Annotated in this window: 18 protein-coding genes; 3 read left to right on the top strand and 15 right to left on the bottom strand. The window is 64.6% G+C overall.

All coding sequences use genetic code 11. The features are described 5' to 3' along the window. Positions 1 to 90: 90 nt before the first annotated feature. Both J8I33_RS18315 and J8I33_RS18310 read left to right on the top strand, forming a co-directional pair. Positions 91 to 1,395: an FAD-binding oxidoreductase gene (locus J8I33_RS18315; RefSeq protein ID WP_209938480.1), complete on the top strand. Its 1,305-nt coding sequence runs from the start codon at positions 91 to 93 to the stop codon at positions 1,393 to 1,395. A 25-nt stretch (positions 1,396 to 1,420) separates the two neighbouring features. Continuing rightward, positions 1,421 to 2,722 (top strand): FAD-binding oxidoreductase, encoded by a 1,302-nt coding sequence (locus J8I33_RS18310; RefSeq protein WP_209938476.1) that lies wholly within the window; start codon positions 1,421 to 1,423, stop codon positions 2,720 to 2,722. A gap of 55 nt (positions 2,723 to 2,777) precedes the next feature. Here the strand turns inward: J8I33_RS18310 and gor are convergent, their stop codons facing one another. The 6 genes from gor to J8I33_RS18280 all read right to left on the bottom strand — a co-directional run bounded on the left by gor (position 2,778) and on the right by J8I33_RS18280 (position 8,427). Continuing rightward, positions 2,778 to 4,133 carry a glutathione-disulfide reductase gene (gene gor / locus J8I33_RS18305; RefSeq protein WP_089488890.1) on the bottom strand — a complete coding sequence of 452 codons (1,356 nt, stop codon included), beginning with the start codon at positions 4,131 to 4,133 and terminating at the stop codon, positions 2,778 to 2,780. 241 nt (positions 4,134 to 4,374) lie between these two features. After that, positions 4,375 to 4,599: a hypothetical protein gene (locus J8I33_RS18300; RefSeq protein ID WP_050014343.1), complete on the bottom strand. Its 225-nt coding sequence runs from the start codon at positions 4,597 to 4,599 to the stop codon at positions 4,375 to 4,377. A 373-nt stretch (positions 4,600 to 4,972) separates the two neighbouring features. Further along, positions 4,973 to 6,094, bottom strand: a complete 1,122-nt coding sequence (locus J8I33_RS18295) for a porin (RefSeq protein ID WP_050014280.1) — start codon at positions 6,092 to 6,094, stop codon at positions 4,973 to 4,975. Positions 6,095 to 6,429: 335 nt separating this feature from the next. Then, entirely contained in the window at positions 6,430 to 7,176 is a 747-nt protein-coding gene (locus J8I33_RS18290; protein WP_050014279.1) for a YoaK family protein, read from the bottom strand. Positions 7,177 to 7,234: 58 nt separating this feature from the next. Continuing rightward, positions 7,235 to 7,762, bottom strand: coding sequence for a chromate transporter (locus J8I33_RS18285; protein WP_050014278.1), 528 nt, complete (start codon positions 7,760 to 7,762; stop codon positions 7,235 to 7,237). Continuing rightward, positions 7,759 to 8,427 (bottom strand): chromate transporter, encoded by a 669-nt coding sequence (locus J8I33_RS18280; protein WP_176017039.1) that lies wholly within the window; start codon positions 8,425 to 8,427, stop codon positions 7,759 to 7,761. The genes J8I33_RS18285 and J8I33_RS18280 overlap by 4 nt, the downstream gene beginning before the upstream one ends. Before the next feature lie 96 nt (positions 8,428 to 8,523). Here J8I33_RS18280 and J8I33_RS18275 point away from each other — a divergent pair, with 96 nt between their 5' ends. After that, entirely contained in the window at positions 8,524 to 9,408 is an 885-nt protein-coding gene (locus J8I33_RS18275) for a transcriptional regulator GcvA (RefSeq protein ID WP_050014276.1), read from the top strand. Positions 9,409 to 9,527: 119 nt separating this feature from the next. On the opposite strand, the gene tssF is transcribed toward J8I33_RS18275, so the two are convergent. From tssF to J8I33_RS18230, 9 genes are all read right to left on the bottom strand, one after another. After that, the gene (gene tssF, locus J8I33_RS18270; protein WP_209938474.1) at positions 9,528 to 11,405 is read right to left on the bottom strand and encodes a type VI secretion system baseplate subunit TssF; all 1,878 of its coding nucleotides are present in this window, start codon (positions 11,403 to 11,405) and stop codon (positions 9,528 to 9,530) included. Positions 11,406 to 11,409: 4 nt separating this feature from the next. After that, positions 11,410 to 11,727, bottom strand: a complete 318-nt coding sequence (locus tag J8I33_RS18265; RefSeq protein WP_209928107.1) for a hypothetical protein — start codon at positions 11,725 to 11,727, stop codon at positions 11,410 to 11,412. A gap of 33 nt (positions 11,728 to 11,760) precedes the next feature. Continuing rightward, positions 11,761 to 12,021 (bottom strand): PAAR domain-containing protein, encoded by a 261-nt coding sequence (locus J8I33_RS18260; RefSeq protein WP_050014342.1) that lies wholly within the window; start codon positions 12,019 to 12,021, stop codon positions 11,761 to 11,763. 69 nt (positions 12,022 to 12,090) lie between these two features. Next, complete coding sequence (locus tag J8I33_RS18255) at positions 12,091 to 12,564, bottom strand: hypothetical protein (RefSeq protein ID WP_209928111.1); 474 nt, start codon at positions 12,562 to 12,564, stop codon at positions 12,091 to 12,093. Between the two features lie 27 nt (positions 12,565 to 12,591). Further along, a complete protein-coding gene (locus J8I33_RS18250) occupies positions 12,592 to 13,668 on the bottom strand; it encodes a DUF6708 domain-containing protein (RefSeq protein WP_235356236.1) in 1,077 nt (358 codons plus the stop codon). 18 nt (positions 13,669 to 13,686) lie between these two features. Beyond that, on the bottom strand, positions 13,687 to 16,251 hold the full coding sequence (locus tag J8I33_RS18245; RefSeq protein ID WP_209938472.1) for a T6SS effector BTH_I2691 family protein: 2,565 nt from the start codon (positions 16,249 to 16,251) through the stop codon (positions 13,687 to 13,689). After that, positions 16,248 to 17,018 (bottom strand): DUF4123 domain-containing protein, encoded by a 771-nt coding sequence (locus J8I33_RS18240; protein ID WP_209928122.1) that lies wholly within the window; start codon positions 17,016 to 17,018, stop codon positions 16,248 to 16,250. Before J8I33_RS18240 ends, J8I33_RS18245 begins: the two co-directional genes overlap by 4 nt. Positions 17,019 to 17,028: 10 nt before the next feature. After that, positions 17,029 to 19,500 carry a type VI secretion system Vgr family protein gene (locus J8I33_RS18235; protein ID WP_209938470.1) on the bottom strand — a complete coding sequence of 824 codons (2,472 nt, stop codon included), beginning with the start codon at positions 19,498 to 19,500 and terminating at the stop codon, positions 17,029 to 17,031. A 430-nt stretch (positions 19,501 to 19,930) separates the two neighbouring features. Beyond that, positions 19,931 to 21,238, bottom strand: a complete 1,308-nt coding sequence (locus J8I33_RS18230) for a solute carrier family 23 protein (RefSeq protein ID WP_050014271.1) — start codon at positions 21,236 to 21,238, stop codon at positions 19,931 to 19,933. Positions 21,239 to 21,272 lie beyond the last annotated feature (34 nt).

Here is a 21,272-nt window from a genome sequence, read left to right as displayed (position 1 = left end):
AGCACGCGCGGGGCGCCGTGCCGCACGCACGGCGTCCCGCGCCGTTTTCCGGCTGCGCGCCGTTCGCAGCCTTGTCGAGGAGTCAGTTTCATGACGCAGTCTTTCACCCGCCGCGCCGAGGCGCTCGCGCGCGACTCGTATTACGAAGCCACGGCCACACGACCCGTGGCCGACGATCCGATCCTCGAGGATGCGATCGACGTCGACGTCTGCGTGATCGGCGCCGGTTTCGCGGGCCTGTCGACGGCGCTCGACTGCCGCACGCGCGGGCTGTCGGTCGCGGTGATCGATGCGCACCGGCCCGGCTGGGGCGCGTCGGGCCGCAACGGCGGCCAGGCGATCACCGGCTTCGCGAAAGACGAGGTGATCGAGAAACAGCTCGGCGCCGACGGTGCGCGCGCCGCGTGGTCGCTGTCGCTCGACGGCGTCGCGCTGATCGCCGAGCGCATCGCGCGCTACGGGATCGACTGCGACTTCACGCGCGGCTACCTGACCGTCGCGACGAAGCCGCGCCGCGTGGACGACCTGCGCGCGTGGATGAATGCCGCGACGTCGCGCTGGGGCCACCCGTCGCTCGCGTGGCTCGATACCGGCGAGATCCACGCGCGCATTGCGTCGACGCGTTATCTGGCCGGCGTGCACGACCCGCTGTCGGGCCACCTGCATCCGCTCAAGTATTGCCTCGGCCTCGCCGATGCCGCGCGCCGCGAAGGCGTCGCGCTGTACGCGCACACGCCCGCGCTCGACGTCGTGCGCGGCGCGCGGCCGGTCGTGCGCACGCCATCCGGCGAAGTGCGCTGCCGCTTCGTCGTGTCGTGCTGCAATGCGGGCCCCGGCGGCGTGCTGCCGGCCGCGACCGCCGCGCGCATCGCGCCGATCGCGTCCTACATCATCGCGACCGAGCCGCTCGGCCGCGCGCATGCCGACGCGCTGATCGCCCGACGCGAAGCCGTGTGCGACAACAACTTCTTCCTCGACTACTTCCGGCTGTCGGCCGACGACCGGATGCTGTTCGGCGGCCGTGCGAATTCGGCCGGCGCGTCGCCCGCCGCGCTCGCCGAAGCGATCCGGCAGCGCATGGTCGGCGTGTTCCCGCAGCTCGGCGACGTGCGCGTCGAGCACGCGTGGGGCGGCTTCGTCGACGTCACGCGCAACCGCGCGCCTGACTTCGGCGCGATCGATCCGAACTTCTTCTACGTCCAGGGCTTCAGCGGGCACGGCGTCGCGCTCACCGGGATCGCCGGACGCGCGGTCGCCGGCGCGATCGCGGGCGACACGCGCGCGTTCGATCTGTTCGCACGCGTGCGTCACCGGCGCTTTCCCGGCGGCGACGCATGGCGGCAACCGGCACTCGAGCTCGGGATGCTGTATCACCGCGTGCGCGAGCTGTTCTGAGCCCTCTCACTCCGCCCTCCTCATCATGCAGACATTCGCCAACCAGCCGCACGTCGCGTCGTACTATGCGGCGACCGCCAACGACACGACCCGCCACGCGCCGCTCGCCGGCTCGACCGACGCCGACGTATGCGTGATCGGCGCGGGCCTCACGGGCCTGTCCGCCGCGCTCAACCTCGCCGAGCGCGGCCATTCGGTGACCGTGCTCGAAGCGTCGCGGGTCGGATGGGCGGCGAGCGGCCGCAACGGCGGCCAGTTGATCGGCGGCTTCGCGTGCGACATCGACACGTTCGCGCAATTCATGCCGGAAGGCGACGTGAAGCGGATCTGGGACATGGGGCTCGAAACGCTGTCGCTCGTGAAGTCGCGCATCGCGCGGCACGACATCGACTGTGCGCTGGTGCCCGGCTACCTGACCGCGGCGAACACCGAGCGCGACGCCGATGCGCTGAAACGCTGGCGCGACGAAGCCGCGAAGCGCTTCGGCTACGACCGCTTCCACTTCGTCGAAGCGGACGAACTCCGCGACTACGTGCAGTCGGCCCGCTATTGCGGCGGCCTGTACGACCCCGACAGTGGCCACCTCCATCCGCTCAACTACACGCTCGGTCTCGCGCGGGCGGCCACCGACGCGGGCGTGCGCATCCACGAGGACAGCTGCGTGACGCACGTGCGCGACGTGTCCGGCGGCCACGTCGTCGAGACGAGCAGCGGCAACGTGCGCGCGCGCTTCGTCGTGCTCGCGTGCAACACCTACGTCGGCACGCTCGCGCCCGCATTGTCGAAGAAGATCATGCCGGTCGGCACCTACGTGATCGCGACCGAACCGCTCGGCGAAGCGCGCGCCGCCGCGCTGATGCCCGCGCGCGCGGCGATCTGCGACAGCCGCTTCGTGCTCGACTATTTCCGGCCGGCGCCCGACACGCGGCTCGTGTGGGGCGGCAAGGTCAGCTATTCGACGCGCGAGCCGCGCGATCTCGCCGCGGCGATGCGCGCGGACATGCTGAAGACGTTCCCGCAGCTCGCGGACGTGAAGGTCGACTATGCGTGGGGCGGCTTCGTCGACATCACGATGAACCGCGCGCCGCATTTCGGCCGCATCACGCCGACGACCTACTTCGCGCAGGGGTTCTCGGGGCACGGCGTGAACACGACCGCGCTCGCGGGCAAGCTGATCGCCGAGGCGATCGACGGACAGGCGAGCCGCTTCGACCTGTTCGACAAGATCCGGCATCGCGACTTCCCGGGCGGCGCGGCGCTGCGCACGCCGGCGCTGGTGCTCGCGATGAGCTGGTATCGGCTGCTGGACGCGTTCGGCGTGCATTGAGCGGCGTACGCCCGCGACACACGGCCGCGTTGAAAACGCGGCCGCCCGCTTCCCGCTAGTCGCCCACCTTCTGCCGCATCGTCACGAACTCCTCGGCCGCGGTCGGATGAATGCCGATCGTGTCGTCGAACTGCGTCTTCGTCGCGCCCGCGCGAATCGCGATCGCGATGCCCTGGATGATCTCGCCCGCGTCGCGGCCGACCATGTGCGCGCCGATCACGCGCTGGCTGTCGCGCGCGACGACGAGCTTCATCAGCGTGCGCTCGTCGCGGCCCGACAGCGTGTGGCGCAGCGCCTTGAACGACGTGCGGTAGATGTCGACGTCGCCCAGCGTGCGACGCGCATCGGCCTCGGTCAGGCCGACCGTCGCGACCTCCGGCTGGCTGAACACGGCCGACGGCACGTACGCGTGATCGACCGCCACGCGCGAGCCGCCGAACAGCGTGCGCGCGAGCAAGCCGGCATCGCGCGTCGCGACCGGCGTGAGCTGCGGCCGCGACGTGACGTCGCCGATCGCGTGGATCGACGGCACCGACGTCGCCGAATACGCATCGACGGCAATCGCGCCGCGTGCATCGAGCAGGATGCCCGCCTGCTCGAGCCCGATCCCGTCGACGTTCGGCACGCGGCCGGTCGCATAGAGCACCTGATCGTACGGCCCGTGCCGCGCGTCGCCGACACGCACGAACAGCGCGCCGTCGTCCGCGCGCTCGATCGATTCGATCACCGCGCGCGGGTGAATCGTGACGCCCTGCTTCGTCATCTCGTCGGTCAGGAACTGGCGCACGTCGTCGTCGAAGCCGCGCAGGATTTTTTCGCCGCGATAAAACAGGTCGACGTGGCTGCCAAAGCCGTTGAAGATGCCCGCGAACTCGACCGCGATATAGCCGCCGCCGACCACCGCGATGCGCTTAGGGCACGTCGCGAGCGACAGCGCCTCGCGCGACGTGATCGCATGTTCGATGCCGGGCCGCGGCGGCAACGACGGCCGCGAGCCGGTCGCGATCGCGATGTGGCGCGCGCGGATCGAGCGATCGCCGATCGCGACCGTATGCGCATCGACGAGCGTCGCGCGGCCGGCGTGCATGTCGACGCCCGATTGCCGCAGCAGGCTGATGTAGATGTCGCTCAGCCGGTTGATCTCGCGATCCTTCGCGGCGATCAGCGCGGGCCAGTCGAGCGTGCCGGCGCCGAAGGTCCAGCCGAAGCCCTTCGCGTCGTCGAGTTCATGCGGGTAATGCGATGCGTAGACCAGCAGTTTCTTCGGGATGCAGCCGCGCAGCACGCAGGTGCCGCCGATCTGCTCTTCTTCCGCTATGCCGACGCGTGCGCCGTATGACGCGGACATGCGCGCGAGCCTCACGCCGCCCGAGCCGGCGCCGATGACGAACAGGTCGTAGTCGAAATCCATCGCATTCCCTCATCGCAGTTCGGATGGGGTGACGATAGCAAGATTCGGGGATTCGTGCGGCGCGCGGTGCGTGCCGCGCGTCCAATAAAAAACGGCGAGAGACGTGGCCTCTCGCCGGTCAAACCGGCTGGCGGTTGTGCCATGCGTCACCGATCGACCGCATGCCCGACCTGCCGATTGCGCGGCACCGGTCGGCCCAGGCGCGCGAAGGGCGCGCCCGCGGCCGGACCGGCCGCCATGCTCATGCCTGCGACGTGTCGCTGCCGTCCGTCGCCTGCGTATCGTCCGCCTGCTGCGGCTGCTCGTCCTTCTTCTCGAGCAGGCCTTCGATCGCCTCCGCGCCCTTGAAACCGGCGACGGCCGCGGCCGCCTTGGTCAGCAGGCCCGCATCCGGATCCACCTTTTCCACGCCTTCGACGGCAGCCACTGCGCCGGCGATTTCGCCCACAACGTTCAGGATACCCATCGTCATCCCCTTTCAAGAAAATCGTGAGCGCATCGTCCCACGAAAGAAACCGGCGGACCGCGTTTGTCATCGCCGGATACACAAGTTACGCACAGGCCGCCCGCGCTCGCGGCGCGCGACCGGAACGACGCACGCGCACGCCTGACGGCATGCCACGCGCGATGCACGCAGCGTAGCGGAAAGCCCGCGCGCGGACTGTAAAAGTGTGTTCTGGATCGCCGACGGATCGCTTACGGCGCGGGCCTGGCGCAATGGAGCGTTTGCCGAATAATCGGTTGCGCGTATGAAGGTCGCGTGACGAAAAAAAAGAGGCTCCGCGCGGAGCCTCTTCGATGCGCGCCGGACGAAGCCGGCGCACGCGTTCCGACGTTCGTCAGAAGATATTGCGCAGGCCGATCGCGATGCCCGTCTGGTTGCTGCGGCCAGGCAGCTCGACGTTCGCCGCGCCGTTCGTCTTGTTGAAGTCGACGGTGCCGTAGATTTCGGTGCGCTTGCTCAGCGCGTACTCGGCGATGCCGACGATCGCGTAGCGGTTGCCGCTCGCGAGCGTGCCGTTCGTGGTCATCGCATTGCGCATGTGGTCGTAGTAGAACGCGCCCGTCAGCGTCAGCGGCGCGCTGACCTGCCAGCTCACGCCCGCGAACGGACCGTCGTCGATGCGGCCGGTGCCCTTCGCGACCGGAATCGACTGCTGCGCGAGCAGGCTGTCGACGAAGCCCGTGTCGTCCTTCGAGCGCAGGTAGCCCGCGTAGATCTTCGCCTTGCTGAACGCGTACACGACGTTCGCGTGGTAGATCGTCTGCTTGCGCGCCGAGTTGTCGCTGTTCTGCTGCGCGCCGGCCGCGATGCTGAGCGGGCCCATCACGTACGACAGCGATACGCCCCATGCATTGCCCTTGCCGAGCGAGCCCGGAATCTGGCCCGAGAAGCCGCCGGCGCCGGTCGATTCGTAGTTGGTGCCGGTCGAGTACATCGCCTTCGCCGTCAGGCCCTCGAACTTGCCCGTGTACTTGATCTGGTTGTCCGCATACAGGCCGCCGCCGAGCGCGACCGGCAACCATGCGTTTTCGAGGTAGTTGCCGACGGTCAGAGGATCGTAGGTATCCGCCAGCAGGTCGAACAGCGGCGTCTTCTGGCGGCCGAGCGTCACGGTGCCGTACGGGCTCTGCAGGCCGACGTACGCCGCGCGGTTGAACAGGCGGCCGCTGTCGGCGAATGCGCCGTTCTGCAGGTTCACGCCGCTCTCGAGGTTGAACACGGCCTTCAGGCCGCCACCGAGGTCTTCCGTGCCGTAGATGCCGAAGCGGCTGTTCGTGATCGCGCCGTTGGTCATCGACAGCAGGCCGTCGTTCTTCGCGTTGGCGTTGGTCAGGTAACGGATGCTGGCGTCGGCCACGCCCCACAGCGTGACCGAGCTTTGTGCTGCTGCGTACTGGCTGGCGAAGGCCAGCGCCGCGCCCCCTGCGATGACTGCGAGTCGGGTGGTCTGCTTCATGAGCGTTCCTTTTTTAGGTGTCTCCATTCATGACCGGCCGCGTGCGCAGCCGGGTGGCGATCGCGGCGCGCTCATGGCGCGCGCGACGTGGGGTGAATCATAGGATGAGTACGGAGGCTGAAAGAAATTGAAATGCGCGGCAATCGCGCGATTGTCGTCCGGGAACAACGTTTCCCGCGCGGGGCGTGTTTTCGTGCGGCGGCGGCACGGTGGGCGCCGGCGCCGGGGGGCACGCGCGGCGCTGCAAGGTTCGGCGATGGTGCGGCGTGGTCACGCGGATCGCGGAGAAATCGCCGGTGCGATCGTTGCGGCGGGTTGCGGGTTGCAGCCTGCCGTCAGGCCGTTTGCGTCGCCCCGTCGCTGCTGTCGCCCTGACCACCCTGACCGCCCGCGCCACCCGCACCGCCGTTCCCCGCGCGACGCCACGCACGCCGCACGATTTCCGCGAACGCGCCGACGAGCAGCAGCACGGCGCCCCACAGCGCGATGTCCGGCACGAGCCGCGTCACGAGGCCGCCGACCACCGCGCCGCCCAGGAAACAGAAACTGATCGTCGCGAGCAGCGCCGAGTCGTGCAGCGCGCCCGCGTCGTAGCGCGGAATCAGCCCGACGAACAGCTTCTGCGCGGCGCGCCGCAGGTTGCCGGTCGTCATCACCGACGTGTACGACAGTGCCTCGAGATGGGTGAACGACAGCGTCTGCAGCGTCGCGACGAACGAGATGCCCGGGATCAGCCATGCGCTCGACGCGCCGACGACGCCGCTCGCGGCGACGCCGAGAAACGCGATTTCGACGATCAGGCTCACGAACGCCGTATGCCGCATCCAGCCGCGCTGCGCGGCCAGGGCGAGCAGATGCGCGACGAACACCGCGAGCACGAAGCCGCCGAGCGGCGGCACGTGATGCAGCGCGGCGGCCCATTCGCCGGCCGACAGGTTGATGCCGAGCAGCGCGACGTTGCCGGTCATCGTGTTCGCGAACACGTGGCCGTGGCCAACGTACGTGTACGCGTCGAGGTAGCCGCCGGACAGCGTCAGCAATGCGGCGACAGTGAGATTGCGGCTGGCGCCGTCGAGATCCATCGATCCTCCCGTGAAAAGTCGCGCCAGTATCGCGCACGGGAGGGCGGTTGTGCGCCGTTCACTGCCCGATGCCCGTGAGCCCGATCAGCGCGCCGCCCGCGAGCAGCCACAGCGGATGGATGCGCGTGCGCCACGCGAGCACCGCGCATGCGGCCGTGATGCCCCACTGGATCGCGGTGCGGTTCGACGCCTCGGAAATCAGCACCGCGCTGGCCGCGACGAGCCCGGCCGTCACCGGCATCATCCCCTGCTGCACGTAGCGGCGCCACGGCCGGTCGCGAAAGCGCTCCCACGCATGCAGCGCGAGCACCGTCACGATCGACGACGGCCCGAACTTCGCGACCGACGCGACGAGCAGCCCGGCCCAGCCGGCCACGTGCCAGCCGACCAGCGACACGATCATCATGTTCGGCCCGGGCGCCGCCTGGGCCAGCGCGAACAGCGCGGTGAACTCGTGCGCGCTCATCCAGTGGTGCACGTCGACGACCTGCCGCTGCATCTCCGGCAGGATCGTGTTGCCGCCGCCGAACGCGAGCAGCGACAACTGGCTGAAGATCGTCGCGATGGCGATCAGCGTGTCGCTCATGGCCGGCGCTCCTGTTGCGTGTGGGGCGAGTCGTGCGCATCGTGCGTGTCTCGCGCGGCATCCGGCACCGGCCGCGGCGCGCCGGCCTCGCGGCGGCGCGACGCGAGCCAGATGCTGACGGGCGTCAGCACCAGCATCGTGGTCAGCAGCGGAAGTCGCAGCACCGCGATCGCGACGAATGCGAGCGCCGCAATCGCCGCCGCGGTGCGCGGCGCCCGAAGCAGCGGCTTCGCGACCTTCACGGCCATCGCGACGAGCAACCCGGCCGCCGCCGCCGCGAGCCCCGCGAACAGGTGCTGCACGCGCGGATCGTTCTGCGTCTTCGCGTACAGCACGCCGAGCGCGACGACGACGAGCGTCGGGCCGGCGATCAGCCCGAGAATCCCGGCGAACGCGCCGGCGACGCCGCGAAAGCGCATGCCGACGGCGACCGACAGGTTGATCACGTTGCCGCCCGGCAGGAACTGGCACAGGCCGAGCAGATCGGTGAATTCGTCGGCGGAGAGCCACTTGCGCTCGTCGACGATCGTGCGCCGCGCGAACGGCAACGCGCCGCCGAACGACATCAGGCCGAGCGACAGGAAACCGGTGAACAGCTCGGCGAGGCCGACGCTGCGGGGGGACTCGGCAGGCGGCGGGAAGGCGGGCGGCAAAGCGGATTGCATGGGGCTCCTCATCAAACGGTGAACCGAGGTTACCGCCGTTCAGGATTCCGGCAAAACGATTTTATCGGCGCGCCCTTGTGATCTAGAATCACAAGCATGGCACGCGATCTCCCGCCCTTTTCCGCGCTTCGGGCCTTTGAAGCCGCGGCACGACATGAAAGCTTCAGTGCCGCCGGCGACGAGCTGCATGTGACTCACGGTGCCATCAGCCGGCAGATCGCCGGGTTCGAGGCGTGGCTCGGCAAGCCGGTGTTCCACCGCTACGGCAAGCGCGTGAAGCTCACCGACGAAGGCCGCCGCTACCTGGACACCGTGCGCGCGGCGTTCGACAGCATCGCGCACGCGACCGAGCAGTTGCGCAACACCGGCGCGGCGCGCGTGCTGCGCATCAACGCGCTGCCGACCTTCGCGATGAAATGGTTGCTGCCGCGCCTGTCGCGGTTTCAGCGCGACGTGCCGAACGTCGAGCTGAAGCTGTCGACGTCGAACGCGCCGCTCGACACGCTGAACGGCTTCGACGTCGCGATCCGCCGCGGGCCCGGCCACTGGCCGAACTGCACGAGCGGCCACTTCCTCGACGAAAGCGTGATTCCGGTGTGCAGCCCGGCGCTGCTCAAGCGCGCGCCGATCACGCGGGCCGACGATCTCGCGCGGCACGTGCTGCTGCATTCGGATACGCGGCCGGAAGGCTGGCGCGACTGGTTCGCGGCGGCCGGCGTCGCGATGAAGGGGCGCAAGCGGCAGTCGTTCGACCACTTCTACCTGGCGCTGCAGGCGGCGGTCGACGGGCTGGGCGTCGCGCTCGGCCCGTTGCCGCTGATCGACGACGAACTCGCGAGCGGGCGGCTGGTGATGCCGCTCGACGGGCCGCGTATCGCGACGCGCAGCTACTGGTGGATCGCGCCGGGCGCGCCGGCCGACGATCCGCTCGTCGCGCAGTTCTGTGCGTGGTTGCAGGGGCAGTCGAATACTGGCGCGTAATGCAAGCGATCGGCAGCGTTGCGCCGCCCACCCGGGTCAGACAACATACGGTCGAGCGCTTGGTCAGGGCTGATCCGGATCACCCCGCCGCCTCATGACGAGAATCCTGGCCGATGCGTTCAGATCAGCGGCTGCGTACCGGGCATGGCCGCGCCTCGCGTCAATTCCTGGCCGGTCTGCGCCGAACGGATCACCAGTTGGACATAACTGTTCGTCGGCCCGTACGGCGCGAAGAACCGTTCGAGCAGCTTCGTGAACACGACCAGGCTGACTTCGCGCAGCGCGGTCTCGTCAAGCGACAACATGATTTCGATGCCGCGCACGAACGACGGGAACTGATTATCCAGCGACATCCATTTCATTGCCGGCTTGTAGTCCAGTTCGGTAATCGCGTCGATGCAGCGCAGCGCGAACGGCGTCGTGCGCACCGCGTGAAGCCGCAGGAATGCTTTCAGCCCCGATAACCCGTCCCGCGTCAGGTCCAGCGGATGCGGCGCAAGCGTCGACAACACGCGCCACAACGCACCGTGGCCACGCGGCAGATCAGCCGTCAACGTCGGTCGGGTAATCAACTGGATCGGACAATCCAGCGCCTTGCTTTCGAGCAGCAAATCGCCCACCGGATTGCCGATCGACAAGCGCGCCGGCAAGTCGCCGTTTGTCACCGTCGTCACCACATCGATTTGGGGCAGCTTTGGCCGGACCGACTGTCCGTCCAGTCCGACCAGCGACAGCATCATGGATTGACGCCCGTGCGATCCCGCATCGCGGTCACGAAACGCAACCCAATAGACCGCCGCCGAATCCGGGCGCGGATCGTGACTCAGCGCCTGATAGGGCCGCACCAGGGTTCTAGGCCGATCACTGTCGAGCGATACGTCCTCGTCTTTGTCCTTCTTCCTTGATAACTCGCCGAGATAGACCGCGTCGACCGAATACACGCCCAGCGGCGAATGTTTCGCCAGTCGCATGGGTTGGACCGGATAGGCGTCCTGCCCCTTCAACACAATGGGCAGGGCCGGTTGAGAAAAGAGATTCACGACGGGCGTACAAAACAGCTTGAACGCCGCCGCGTCCAGCGATGCAAGCGCCAGCGCGGCGACCGAGTCGGCAGGCGTATCGCGCAATACGACGTGCAACGTTAGTTCCCGAGCGTCGGGAGCGCTTGCTGCCCGCCGCACGCGGCCGATGTCGAGATCGACGAAATCGAACAGTTCGGGAAACGCGAAGTATTCCAGCAAGTAGCGGTAGGTGGTCGCGGTGCGGCTGGTGGTTCGGTTGTCCGGCAGCAAGCGGTCGTCATCGGCGAAACCGACCGGTTCGAACGGCACCTTCGATATGGCCCGCCAGCGCCCACATTGATCGACCTCGACATACGCGGCCGCCGCGCGCAGCAGCAAAGCGTCCAGCAGCGACGAGACGAACGGCCGTTCGCCGGAAAGATAGATCCGGACAGGCCCGTCCGGAATAGCCGCCGTGAATGGACCGGCAGCCGACGCGAAGCTGATCGACAGCACGCCGGTTGCGTCTGTCGGCAATCTCACGGCCGACGGCGCCAGCATCGCCGGGGCATACCGCGCGGACCGGATTTGCAATGGCGAGAGGGTCACGTCGTAGGCCGACCGGAACCGTATCGGGGCGGTGCGCGCATTCAACGCCATGCCTCGCGGCACGATGATCGGCTCCGTCAGTTGACCGACGATCGTCCGTGGTTCGACCGAGGCAATCGCGCACGACGGTACAGTGCGCAGATAGTGGGGGTGGACGACCTCGAGCAGCGCCTCGGTGAACTCGGGATAGTCGTCGGCCAGCTTCGAATCGAGGTGTGCGGCCAGAAACGAAAAGGTTTGAATCAGACGCGCCACATGCGGATCGTCGCTTCGGCCGCTCTGGATGCCGAGCCGAGCCGCGATCTTTGGATAGCGGATCGCGAAATCGCCGAGTGCCCGCGCGAACAACCCGAGTTCATATTCGTAATGCGACAGCAGGTGATCCATTCAGCTACAGCCCTAGTCGGTCGGAACGCACGAGTGTCGGGCCGACGAAGATAAGTTTGCGCAATCCTCCTTGTGGGCCGTATGGCTGCATCCGGATCACTTCATGCCGCGGGCCGTACGACGGGAGAGATTCGGCCGCCTCGGCGTCGAGAATCGCCGGGCCGACGACGTGTCGGTCATAGAGATGTTCGATTTCCGCTAGCCGTTCCGCCCGCGTGCGCTTGCCAGGCTCCGGGAAGTGGCGTAGCCGGTTCAAATAAAGCCAATGATGCACAACCTGCGCGTCGGGCGACGATTCGCCGATCAATGCCGTTTCCTTCATCGGATCTACCGAACCGCCCATACGCGATGACCTCTATTCAAGCGACGAAATCAGTCGCGCTCCGCACTCCGTCGGATCATCGTGAAAGGCTACCGGCGTACCGTGATGGTTGCGCGTACTGTTTTGGGGAATGATCCTGAACTGCCCGCCGCACTTCGGACATTCGGTCAGGTGCCCTTCGAGCGCGACGGGAATGCCCTGCGCTTTCAGATCGTCACTCGCGGTGATCACGTGGCCACCGTGCGTCGTCTTGTCATTCAGGCGGATCACGCCACGTCCGTTTTCATCCTTCATCATCCTTTCCGCATCGTTTGCATTGTCATGCCGTTGAACAAGCAAGACCTGATCGGTCCCGCATCCAGGTCAACCGTCGCTCTTCGGAGCGACTCCGCTAAAAGTTTTCGGATGCCGAGCATTGGCGCAAATTCGATTCCATCCGGAGAATTCGAACGCGGTCGCGTACCTGCCTCCATTGTCCTCATCACGAATTCCGTAATTCAGCTCAGGCTTCTCCAGGCTGAGCGGGCCATAGTCGGCAAGTGACGGATCATCCGAACGGGTCACATAGATAAAACGCGCGCGAACCAGCTGGCCGGCCCGATTTTTGTAGGTGACGTATCCGCAAATGAACGTGCGCGTGTAGTTCGGCGTCGAACTTATCCCGTGCAAATCAAGCGTGTTTTCGTATAAATCAAAAAAATCGATGTCTTGGGCATCGACCAATGCTGATTTGACCGCTTCTTCCGCTGCATCGTATTTCGCAGATGCACTTGACGAGCATCCAGCGAACAACACAAGTGCCGTGGTTAGCGCCGCTACGATGTGCCTTTCAATCATGCCGGAAATCCTCTTCGTCAAGCACCGTTAGCTTCGCACTGCCGAGTTTGCCATGTTGGCAGCAGGATTCTCGAGCCAAGCTGCCGCGTACATTCCGCCGTCGGGTTCACCCCTCCAGTCTTCGACCCGCGCTTTCGACCCATTCGGATACTCGCCGCGCTGCTGGGCCAACACAGTGTCTCCCCATCCGACAGGCGTCCCTGAGCGCGGTTCCGCGTAAAGATCATCGGGCGCGATCGCGGAAATTTGCTCGATGGCGGCAGGCCAGACAGGATCGCGACAGGTCGCATTCGCAATGATTCGCATGACGGTAAAGATCAGAATCAGCGGCATCATCAGCAAACGAATGAAGACCGGCGCGCGCATCCCGAAGCTATACAGAGAAAACAGGAACGACTCGCGTGGCGTCTCGCGCTGCGTGTGAAACAGCATCGGTTTGGGCAAACCGTTCGGCCCGCCGTTCATGTACGCGCACCAGTAGTTCCACTGCGCGAGTGCCATTTCAACCTGCTGCTTGCCGGTCCATTCCCGACCTATCGAGAACACGCGAGTGACATTGCCGTGGTCGTCGACCGTATAGTGCCGAATGTGGAAAATCGTGCCGAAGGACGTGTCTTCGCGGTGCAGACAAAAGATCGAATCTTCCGTCCACGGTGCTTCCCAAACGATGTCACCTTCGCCGGGTTTCGCGAAAAAGCGTCGTGCGCGAATCGCAAAAAGCTTGCGAGCTTCGCGATGGAAACGGATCGGGCGATAGCGGAGACCAAAGAACAGGCCGCGCCCAAGTTTCCAGACTATCGAACCGAAAAGGACGACAGGCACAATCGCTAGGCAATTAAATACAAACATCCAAAACGCAGGAGCTGGATCGGCGTGCGTTAGAAGATAGACGTATGGACCAATTCCCATACCCAAAAAGGCCAGTACAGCGCCAGTAATGAACCACTGCCGTTCGAGAAAAGACGGCTCGATTACATCCATATAAGTTGAATTGACGCTGAACGTTGCACCGAAATCCTGGACATCTGGACCAACGGCTCGATTGATCAGCAAGCGATGCGCCAGATCCCACTGTGGCACTGGTTTGCCGATACATTTTTTCATGACGCGCTCGTCCACCTGTTAGCCTCCCGCCGCCGAGTTAAATGCCTTGATTTCCGCCTCAAGCGAATCGTAGTGCTCCCCCTTGCTGAACTTGCAGCGAGAGACCCAGTCTTTGAGCGCCGACGCTTTGAAAATCGCGATCGCGATACCCACTAAGATGGATAGGACCAAAGCAGGCCAGAATAGGGGCAGGCTGAAGAATGCAGCAACCGCAACGTATACGCCTAGAATCCCGCTGAAAGCGTAGAGAGTAGTCAGACCATATTCTTTATTGGCGTATGCCTCTGGCATGTTCTTCAAGATGTCATACCCCGCTAGCACGATGCCTGCTAGCGCACCAAGGCCGCGCCCAACCTTCGCTCCGACTTCGGCCCATTCGCTGGCACCGGCCCACTGCTTCATGATGAACGCCGATAGCGGATGAGCCGGCGCTTTCGCCACTGTTTCCGACGCGGTTTCGATGACGGTCCCGACGATCGAAACGACAGCGCCGACTGCCTTCAAACCGGTTTCGCCTTGGTTGAACTGATCGCTGCCCGCCCAATCCTTCGCCGCGAAGGTAAGCGTCGCCATCTGGAATATCACCGTCACGACGCCGAGATTGAACTCCCGGGCCGAGTTGAGCCACTTCTTGGCGGTATCCACGCCCGGAACCCTGACGGCCTTGATCGCGTCAGCCTCTAGCTTCCCGTCCCGAACCAGAGCGTCGACGTCCATCTCGTAGGCGACGACGTTCGGATCACTCGGTGGTGCCGTCCTCAGAACCTGTTTCCCGACCTGGGTCGCCGATGCGCGCTGTTCCGTCCGGTTTCCGTCCAATTTGACGCCCAACTCCCGGGCTTGCTGCAACGCCCAGTCGCGAATGGCAAGTTTGCTGACTTGTGACGGTTTGAGTCGAACTCCGGACTGTATCGCCAAACGAATAGTCACGAAGCCGAGCGCGGCACCGCGCGTGGTCTTCGTGAGTACGCCGACGATCTGATTGGCGGTCGTCACGATGAGCCGATCGCGCAGACTGGCCGCGTTGCCCAGATTTTCGATCTTCTTGAACGCTTCCTTGTAGAGATTCAGGAAGTTCTCGTATTGGATATCAGAACCGTGCACCTGTGCGTCCGCCGCTTTTATCAGCGTGTCCTGATTGAACATCAGGGCGCGCACGTACAGATTGCGGTTGTTCGAAGCCTGACCGTTCAGCCAGTCATCGAGCACTTTCTTGCAGGCTTCGGTGCCGACAGCGGCACCAATGGCCTGTGCGCAGGACTCACTGTATGCGTAGCCGCTCCGAAGGTCCTGCGAATCGTGAACGCCAGCCATCCATTCGGCGAGCAATTGCGACTTGAGCCATTCCGCATGCGCTTGCACAAGCGGCTGCCACTTCGGCTTGAAAGCTTCGAGCGCTTGCTGATACTCCTGTGGGAAGCGTTTCAACGCCTCTTCATCGAGCACGCTGGTTCGCTTCCCATCGGGACCGACCTTGAACGCTGCGTCCTCCCACGCCTCGTTCGCCGCCTCTTCCTGCGTCGCGGGAACGTCCCCCGTCTTTCGGTCTTCCTCCTTCATCGCCTGCTCAAGACTTCCCGTCCTAATCCACGAGCGCATGACGTGAAAAAAACCGACCGCATCCGGCGCGACGGGAGCGCCGACCTTCATATTGACGGCATTGGCATCGGCGATGGTCTTCGAAGTTCCATAGGTCAGTCCAGTAACGGCCTTCGCATTCGCTCGAATTCCCGCTTCAGCACGTTGGAGCAGTTGCGCCGATGTCCACTTCCAATACATCTGTTCGTCGAAACCATTGTTCAGGTTGGGAACCGTCAGTTCCGCGAGATCGTTAGCGACGCCGACAGGGTCGTTGACCGCGACCACAAAGCCTTTCTTGTTCGGAGATTCAGCCATTGCATCACCGATTCGTTTGGCGACGTTGCGCTGACGTAGTCGGATCTCGTCCTTGGGTGTGCGGTTGCTAAAGCCGAACGCTGCCTTCATCGCCTGAGCATCCATCGCAAAATGCGCGATCTTGCTCTGCGTGGCTTGAAATTCGCCCGTATCGGTGGCGCCCCCGGCCAGCATCGCGGGAACGTTGATGCACTGCATATGCTGCTTGCGCCAAGCGTCTTCATTGATTTTGTTGTGTACGAGGTCCTTGGTCCACCGCACGTTCGACCAGCCAATCCAGAGATTGGTCGCCTCGTCACTTCCAGGCGTATGCTGAACACTGACACATCGCCCCAGCGACTCGAAGTCCGTTTCGGCACGTGCGATACAACTTTGAGTGAGTGCGCTTTTGGAGTCGCCCGGAGGTGGCGTCGTGTCGGGTGGGAAATACCAAAGACTGCCATCATCCAGAACCATGTAAGCGCTGAGCCGTTTGCGCTTCTCGTCGTAGGTGTATAGATAGCCTTGACGCAGCGCGCGTAACGTGAATTTGGCGGAGGCAACTGCTTGAGGTGCCCGACCGTCAATTTTGAAATTACCGGACAGCGCTGGGGCTTTCGCTGCGCCACGCGGACAGGCGATGGCGTACCGTACGGGATAGATCAGCAGCGATTGGCGATCGCACAGCGGGCAACCTTTGGTCGTCATGGTTTTGATCCTCGAGTTTCAGAGTCAAGTGCAATATCGAGTCGCAAGTGTTGCAATGCATACTCGACAAGCGCATCGACATCCATAGCGTGGCCGCTCAGAATCGCCTCACTGAACACCCTGTCCAGTGCGATGGGGAATTGCGCGGCGTGCTCGACAGACATGGTGGGTAGCCGGCGTAGCACCCGATCTGCGGCTTCACTGCAATTGATGCGCGGCCATTGCTCGCGACGCGGCCAGCCGGACGGTTGATCGGTGTCCGCTGTGTCGGCGCCGGAACGCGTAACGCACCAGCGATGTCCGGCCCACGCGAACTGCCACGCCTGAATCGGGCCAAACAATACCCGTTGCTGAGACGAATCGAGCACCGCGTGTGTCAGGCTCAGCACACGTGGATCGTAGTAACGCCAGAACGTGGGGTTACCGTCTGCGCCCGGACCGACCAGATAGCGTGCAACGTGTTCGCATATCGCGTCGGCGGGCGCATCGCTGCTGAGCCATGCGCACACCACAGGCGGGCGTTCAATATGTGTTTCTGCTACCCAGCACGCGGTTGCCAGCGCACGCGCTTCGTCGTCCAGCGCGGAGATATCGACGAGTTGGGGCATCAATTCCTCACGGTGTGCCAGCGCGCGCGGGGTACACGGCTGCATATCCAGTGCCAGCAGCTCAGGTGCATGAACTAGTGTCGTCGGTTCCACCAACAGGAAACCGTGTGTGAGCGGCCCCGAGAAGTTAGGGGCTGCTTGCAGGGGAGCAATAGTCATATGCCTTCGCTCATGTCAGTGCGACCGATGCCTGGCCAGCCTGGGCTGCGCCACTGGCAACCTGTTCACACAGATCATTGCCAGGGAAGTTGGCCGGCACGCTCTGCGGCCCCACCGTATCGTGACTGCCCGCATGGATCTTGTTTTCACCGGGCGTATAGCCCACGATGCCTTTCGCGCTGACTTCGAGCTGGCTGTTGCCGGCCGTCAAGCGAATGCCCTGCTTGGCGGTAATGTTGATCCAGTCCGTCGTGCTGATGATCGACAAGACCTTCTTCGCCAGCAGCTCCAGCTCGTCGTTTTCCGCATGCACCTGCACCTTGCCGCTCGCGGCGATCAGCTTCATCCCCATCTTGTGCACGAACAGCGAGAACTTGTCCGATACGCTGGCGAAGAACGATTTCCCCGTCGCGACCGACATGCTTTCGCCGGCCGTCACGGCTACGTGCTGGCCGCCCGTGACGTGCGCGGTCGCGGGCGTCGTCACGGCGATGCCAGCCGCGCCGGCCAGCAGCAAGTGCGCTTCGTTGAGTTCCGGGAAGTCGCCCTTGTCGCTGTTGCCCGTCGCACCCGCGCCCTGGATACCCTCCACCTGCGATTTCAGCACATCGGCGATCGGTGTCTGGTCCGCTCCGTTGTCCTGCGCCTGATAGTGCTGCGCAAGCTTGCCAAGCTGCCCGTGTAACGTTTGTGCTTTGGTCAGTCGCGATGCGGGTTCGCTAACGTCCGAGAGGTGCCCCTGCGCAGCAGGACGCACCTCGGTGCTGATTACCATGCCCTTGCCGGAGCGAATCGCGCCGACCTCATCCGTACGCAGCTCGAAGCCCTCGCCCCGAGCATCCTTGCGCCCCTGCCAGTCCTCGATCCGGGTGATCTTGCCGAGCGAGAGTTGGCTCGCCGCATGGTCGGACCGAAGTTGCGCCTGAATGGCGTTCGCCGTGTCATCGAAGATCAGTTGATTGCTTCGGCCGGACGACGCGTTGCCATCCGCGCCGATCAGTTCCCGGCTGCGAATCCCCATCAGTGGATGCTCGTCCGGCAGCTTCCACGACGGCACGTTGCGCGCGTTCATCACGCGGCCCGTGATGATCGGGTGGTCCGGATTTCCATCGAGCCATTGCACGATCACTTCGGAACCGATACGGGGCAGCGCCGCCATCCCTTGGCCGCCGCCGGCCCAGCCGCTCGCGACCCGCACCCATGTCGAATACTTGCCGTCGCGATCCCAATGGAATTGAACCAGCACGCGGCCGTGTTCGTCGGTGTGGATGCTCGTGCCGGACTGGCCGACGACGGTTGCCGTCTGTGGCGCAAGGATCTTCGTGTCGATGCTGTTGTAGCCGCGCCCCGGCCGCCACGGCGTCGCCTTGGGGACACACGTGAACTCGTTGCGGTATTCCGCCAGCACGCCCGTGTCCTGCAAATAGTTGTTGGTCACCACGTGCCGAACCGAGACGATCAGGTATTCGTCGTCGTTCGGGTCGCGGCTCAGCGCCGAACCGTAACGGTCGGTCAGCTGGAACCAGCGCCCCGGCTGCACGAAGCGATTGTTGCCCGTCGCGTCGAAGCGCTTGATCGTCGCCTCGATTTCCTCCATTCGGCGATTCGCGATCTGATACCCATGCTCCATGTTCCGGTAGCCGTACGCGCCTGCGTACTCGTTCCATTCGAGCTGCGGCAGCGCGGCATCGGGACTCAACAGACTCGTTTGAACGTGGGTCGGCGTCGGCGTCTTGAAGTCGAAGCGGGACAGTTCCGCGTGCGTCGATGTCGTCTGCTGGAACGGGGACCAGCTCCGGATGCTGTTCGACTCTTCCGCCCCCTCGCCATTGTGGAAGCGGATTTCGTGAATCTTGCCGTCGATCGCGGGCGCGGGACGCGTCGGGTCGGAAACGGTCAGTTTGTGCGACGTGGCCGTGTGCTCGTACCAGTACAGGTAGCCCGCATGCTCCCAGCGCCGGTGAACGTAATTGTGGTCGTCTTCATCGAACTGGCAGGCCATCGTCATGCGCGGATCGTCTTCGCCGACGTGCCACGCCCATTCCGGCAACACGCCGTAGTCCTGAAAAACCGCCGCTGTCTGGTCGTGCAGGTTCTGGTCGAGAAACAAACGATTGTGCTGGCTGTACTTCAGGTAGCGCAGCCACGGGCCTGCGTGCGCCTCATAGAATACCCAGCCGCCATCCGTGCGAACGTGCCGGAACGCGAAAATATGGCCGTTGAAATATCGCAGGCTTCCGTCGCCGCGCGCCAGACTGATCGTAATGCGCTTGCCGATGAAATCTTTCGGTGCAAGATGATCGTTATCCGACAGGATTTCGATCTTGTACGCGAAATCCTTCGATAACGCTTCAACCGCCTCGAATGCGTTCGGCAGCAGGATTCCGTAAGGCGCGTTATCGTCCGGAAAGCTGATTTGCACTTGCCGGTTGTATTGCGGGCCCAGCGCAAGGTCTCTCAGGGCCTGTGCCGTGTTCTGCATTGTTCTCGTCCCTCGGTCTGCGCGCGACGTGCCGGTGGGCTACTCGTATGCCCCGGAATACTCCGGCAAAGGGGGACGGATGATGAGAGCATCGCGCCCATGCCGCGATAAGCTCAGACGTATACCACAAAGCCCCGCGACGACACACGGGAAGAAGTGTCAGGAATATTGAACGAATGCTAACGTGTCGTGCGGAGCGAGCGCCGTATCAACGCCGACCAGCGTCTCCATCGAGACCAGGGCTGGCTCTTGAGATCCAACACCGTTACAGAATGTGAAGCCAGAAACGAACGCCCAACAAAATGGCTGATTCCAGTATTTTCCGCCCGATCTGACGTCGCTTGGAACGTCTCGGACGAACACCTGCGGTCCCGATGTTTTTGTACCGTCAACCCGCGCTGCCGGGCGGCATTGCACCGCCCGCTCCCGCTCACACCACCGGCCCCGGTTCCTTCTCCTTGCGCAGGATCGCGTACAGGATGATCGCGCCGAACGTCGCGGTGCCGATCCCGCCGAGCCCGAAGCCGCCGATCTTCAGCGAGAAGTCGCCGGCGCCGAGCACGAGCGTGACGGCCGCGACGATCAGGTTGCGGTTGTCGGAGAAGTCGACCTTGTTGACGACCCAGATCCGCGCGCCCGTCACCGCGATCAGCCCGAACACGACGATCGACACGCCGCCGAGCACGGGGCCGGGAATCGTCTGGATCACCGCGCCGAACTTCGGCGAGAAGCCCAGCCCGATCGCGATCAGCGCCGCGACCGCGAACACCAGCGTCGAATAGATCCGCGTGACGGCCATCACGCCGATGTTCTCCGCGTAGGTCGTCACGCCCGTGCCGCCGACGCTGCCCGATACGATCGTCGCGAGCCCGTCGCCGATGAACGCGCGGCCGACGTAGCGGTCGAGATTGGTGCCCGTCATCGCGCTGACGGCCTTGATGTGGCCGAGGTTCTCCGCGACCAGGATCACCGCGATCGGCGCGAGCATCAGCATCGCGTGCGGATCGAACACCGGCGCGCGGAAGCTCGGCACGCCGAACCACGCGGCCTGCGCGACGATCGCGAAATCGATCGGCTTGCCGAGGCCCATGCCGTTGGTCGCGATCGCGTAGATCACGTACGCGATCACGAGCCCGACGAGGATCAAGAGGCGCTGCATCATCCCGCGCGCGAACACCGCGACGCCGCCGACGCACAGCACCGTGACGAGCGCCATCACCGACTCGAAGGTCGAGCCGGACACGCCCTTGACCGCGATCGGCGCGAGGTTCAGCCCGATCACCGCGACCACCGCGCCGGTGACGACGGGCGGCATCAGCGTCTCGATCCAGCGCGTGCCGATCGCCTGCACCAGCGCGCCGAGCGCGACGTACACGACGCCGCACGCGACGATCCCGCCGAGCGCGACCGGAATGTTCGGGTTCGGGCCGCTGCCGCCGTAGCCGGTCACCGCGATCACGAGGCCGATGAACGCGAAGCTCGAGCCGAGATAGCTCGGCACGCGCCCGCCGACCAGCACGAAGAACAGCAGCGTGCCGATGCCCGACATGAAGATGCACAGGTTCGGATCGAAGCCCATCAGCAACGGCGCGAGCACGGTCGAACCGAACATCGCGACGACGTGCTGCACGCCCATCGCGACCATCTGCGGCCACGCGAGGCGCTCGTCGGGGCCGACCACGCGCGAGGCCGCGCCGGTCGATTGGACCCGCCAGCGCGGGAAGTAGGAATCGGACATGGGGAAAGCGCTCCTGTCGGTCGTCGGTCGCCGG

Source organism: Burkholderia sp. AcTa6-5 (assembly GCF_017815075.1).
GTDB classification, from domain to species: Bacteria; Pseudomonadota; Gammaproteobacteria; order Burkholderiales; family Burkholderiaceae; genus Burkholderia; species Burkholderia sola.
The sequence above is the reverse complement of the archived record's forward strand: the minus strand, read 5'-3'. Positions and strand labels throughout refer to the sequence as shown.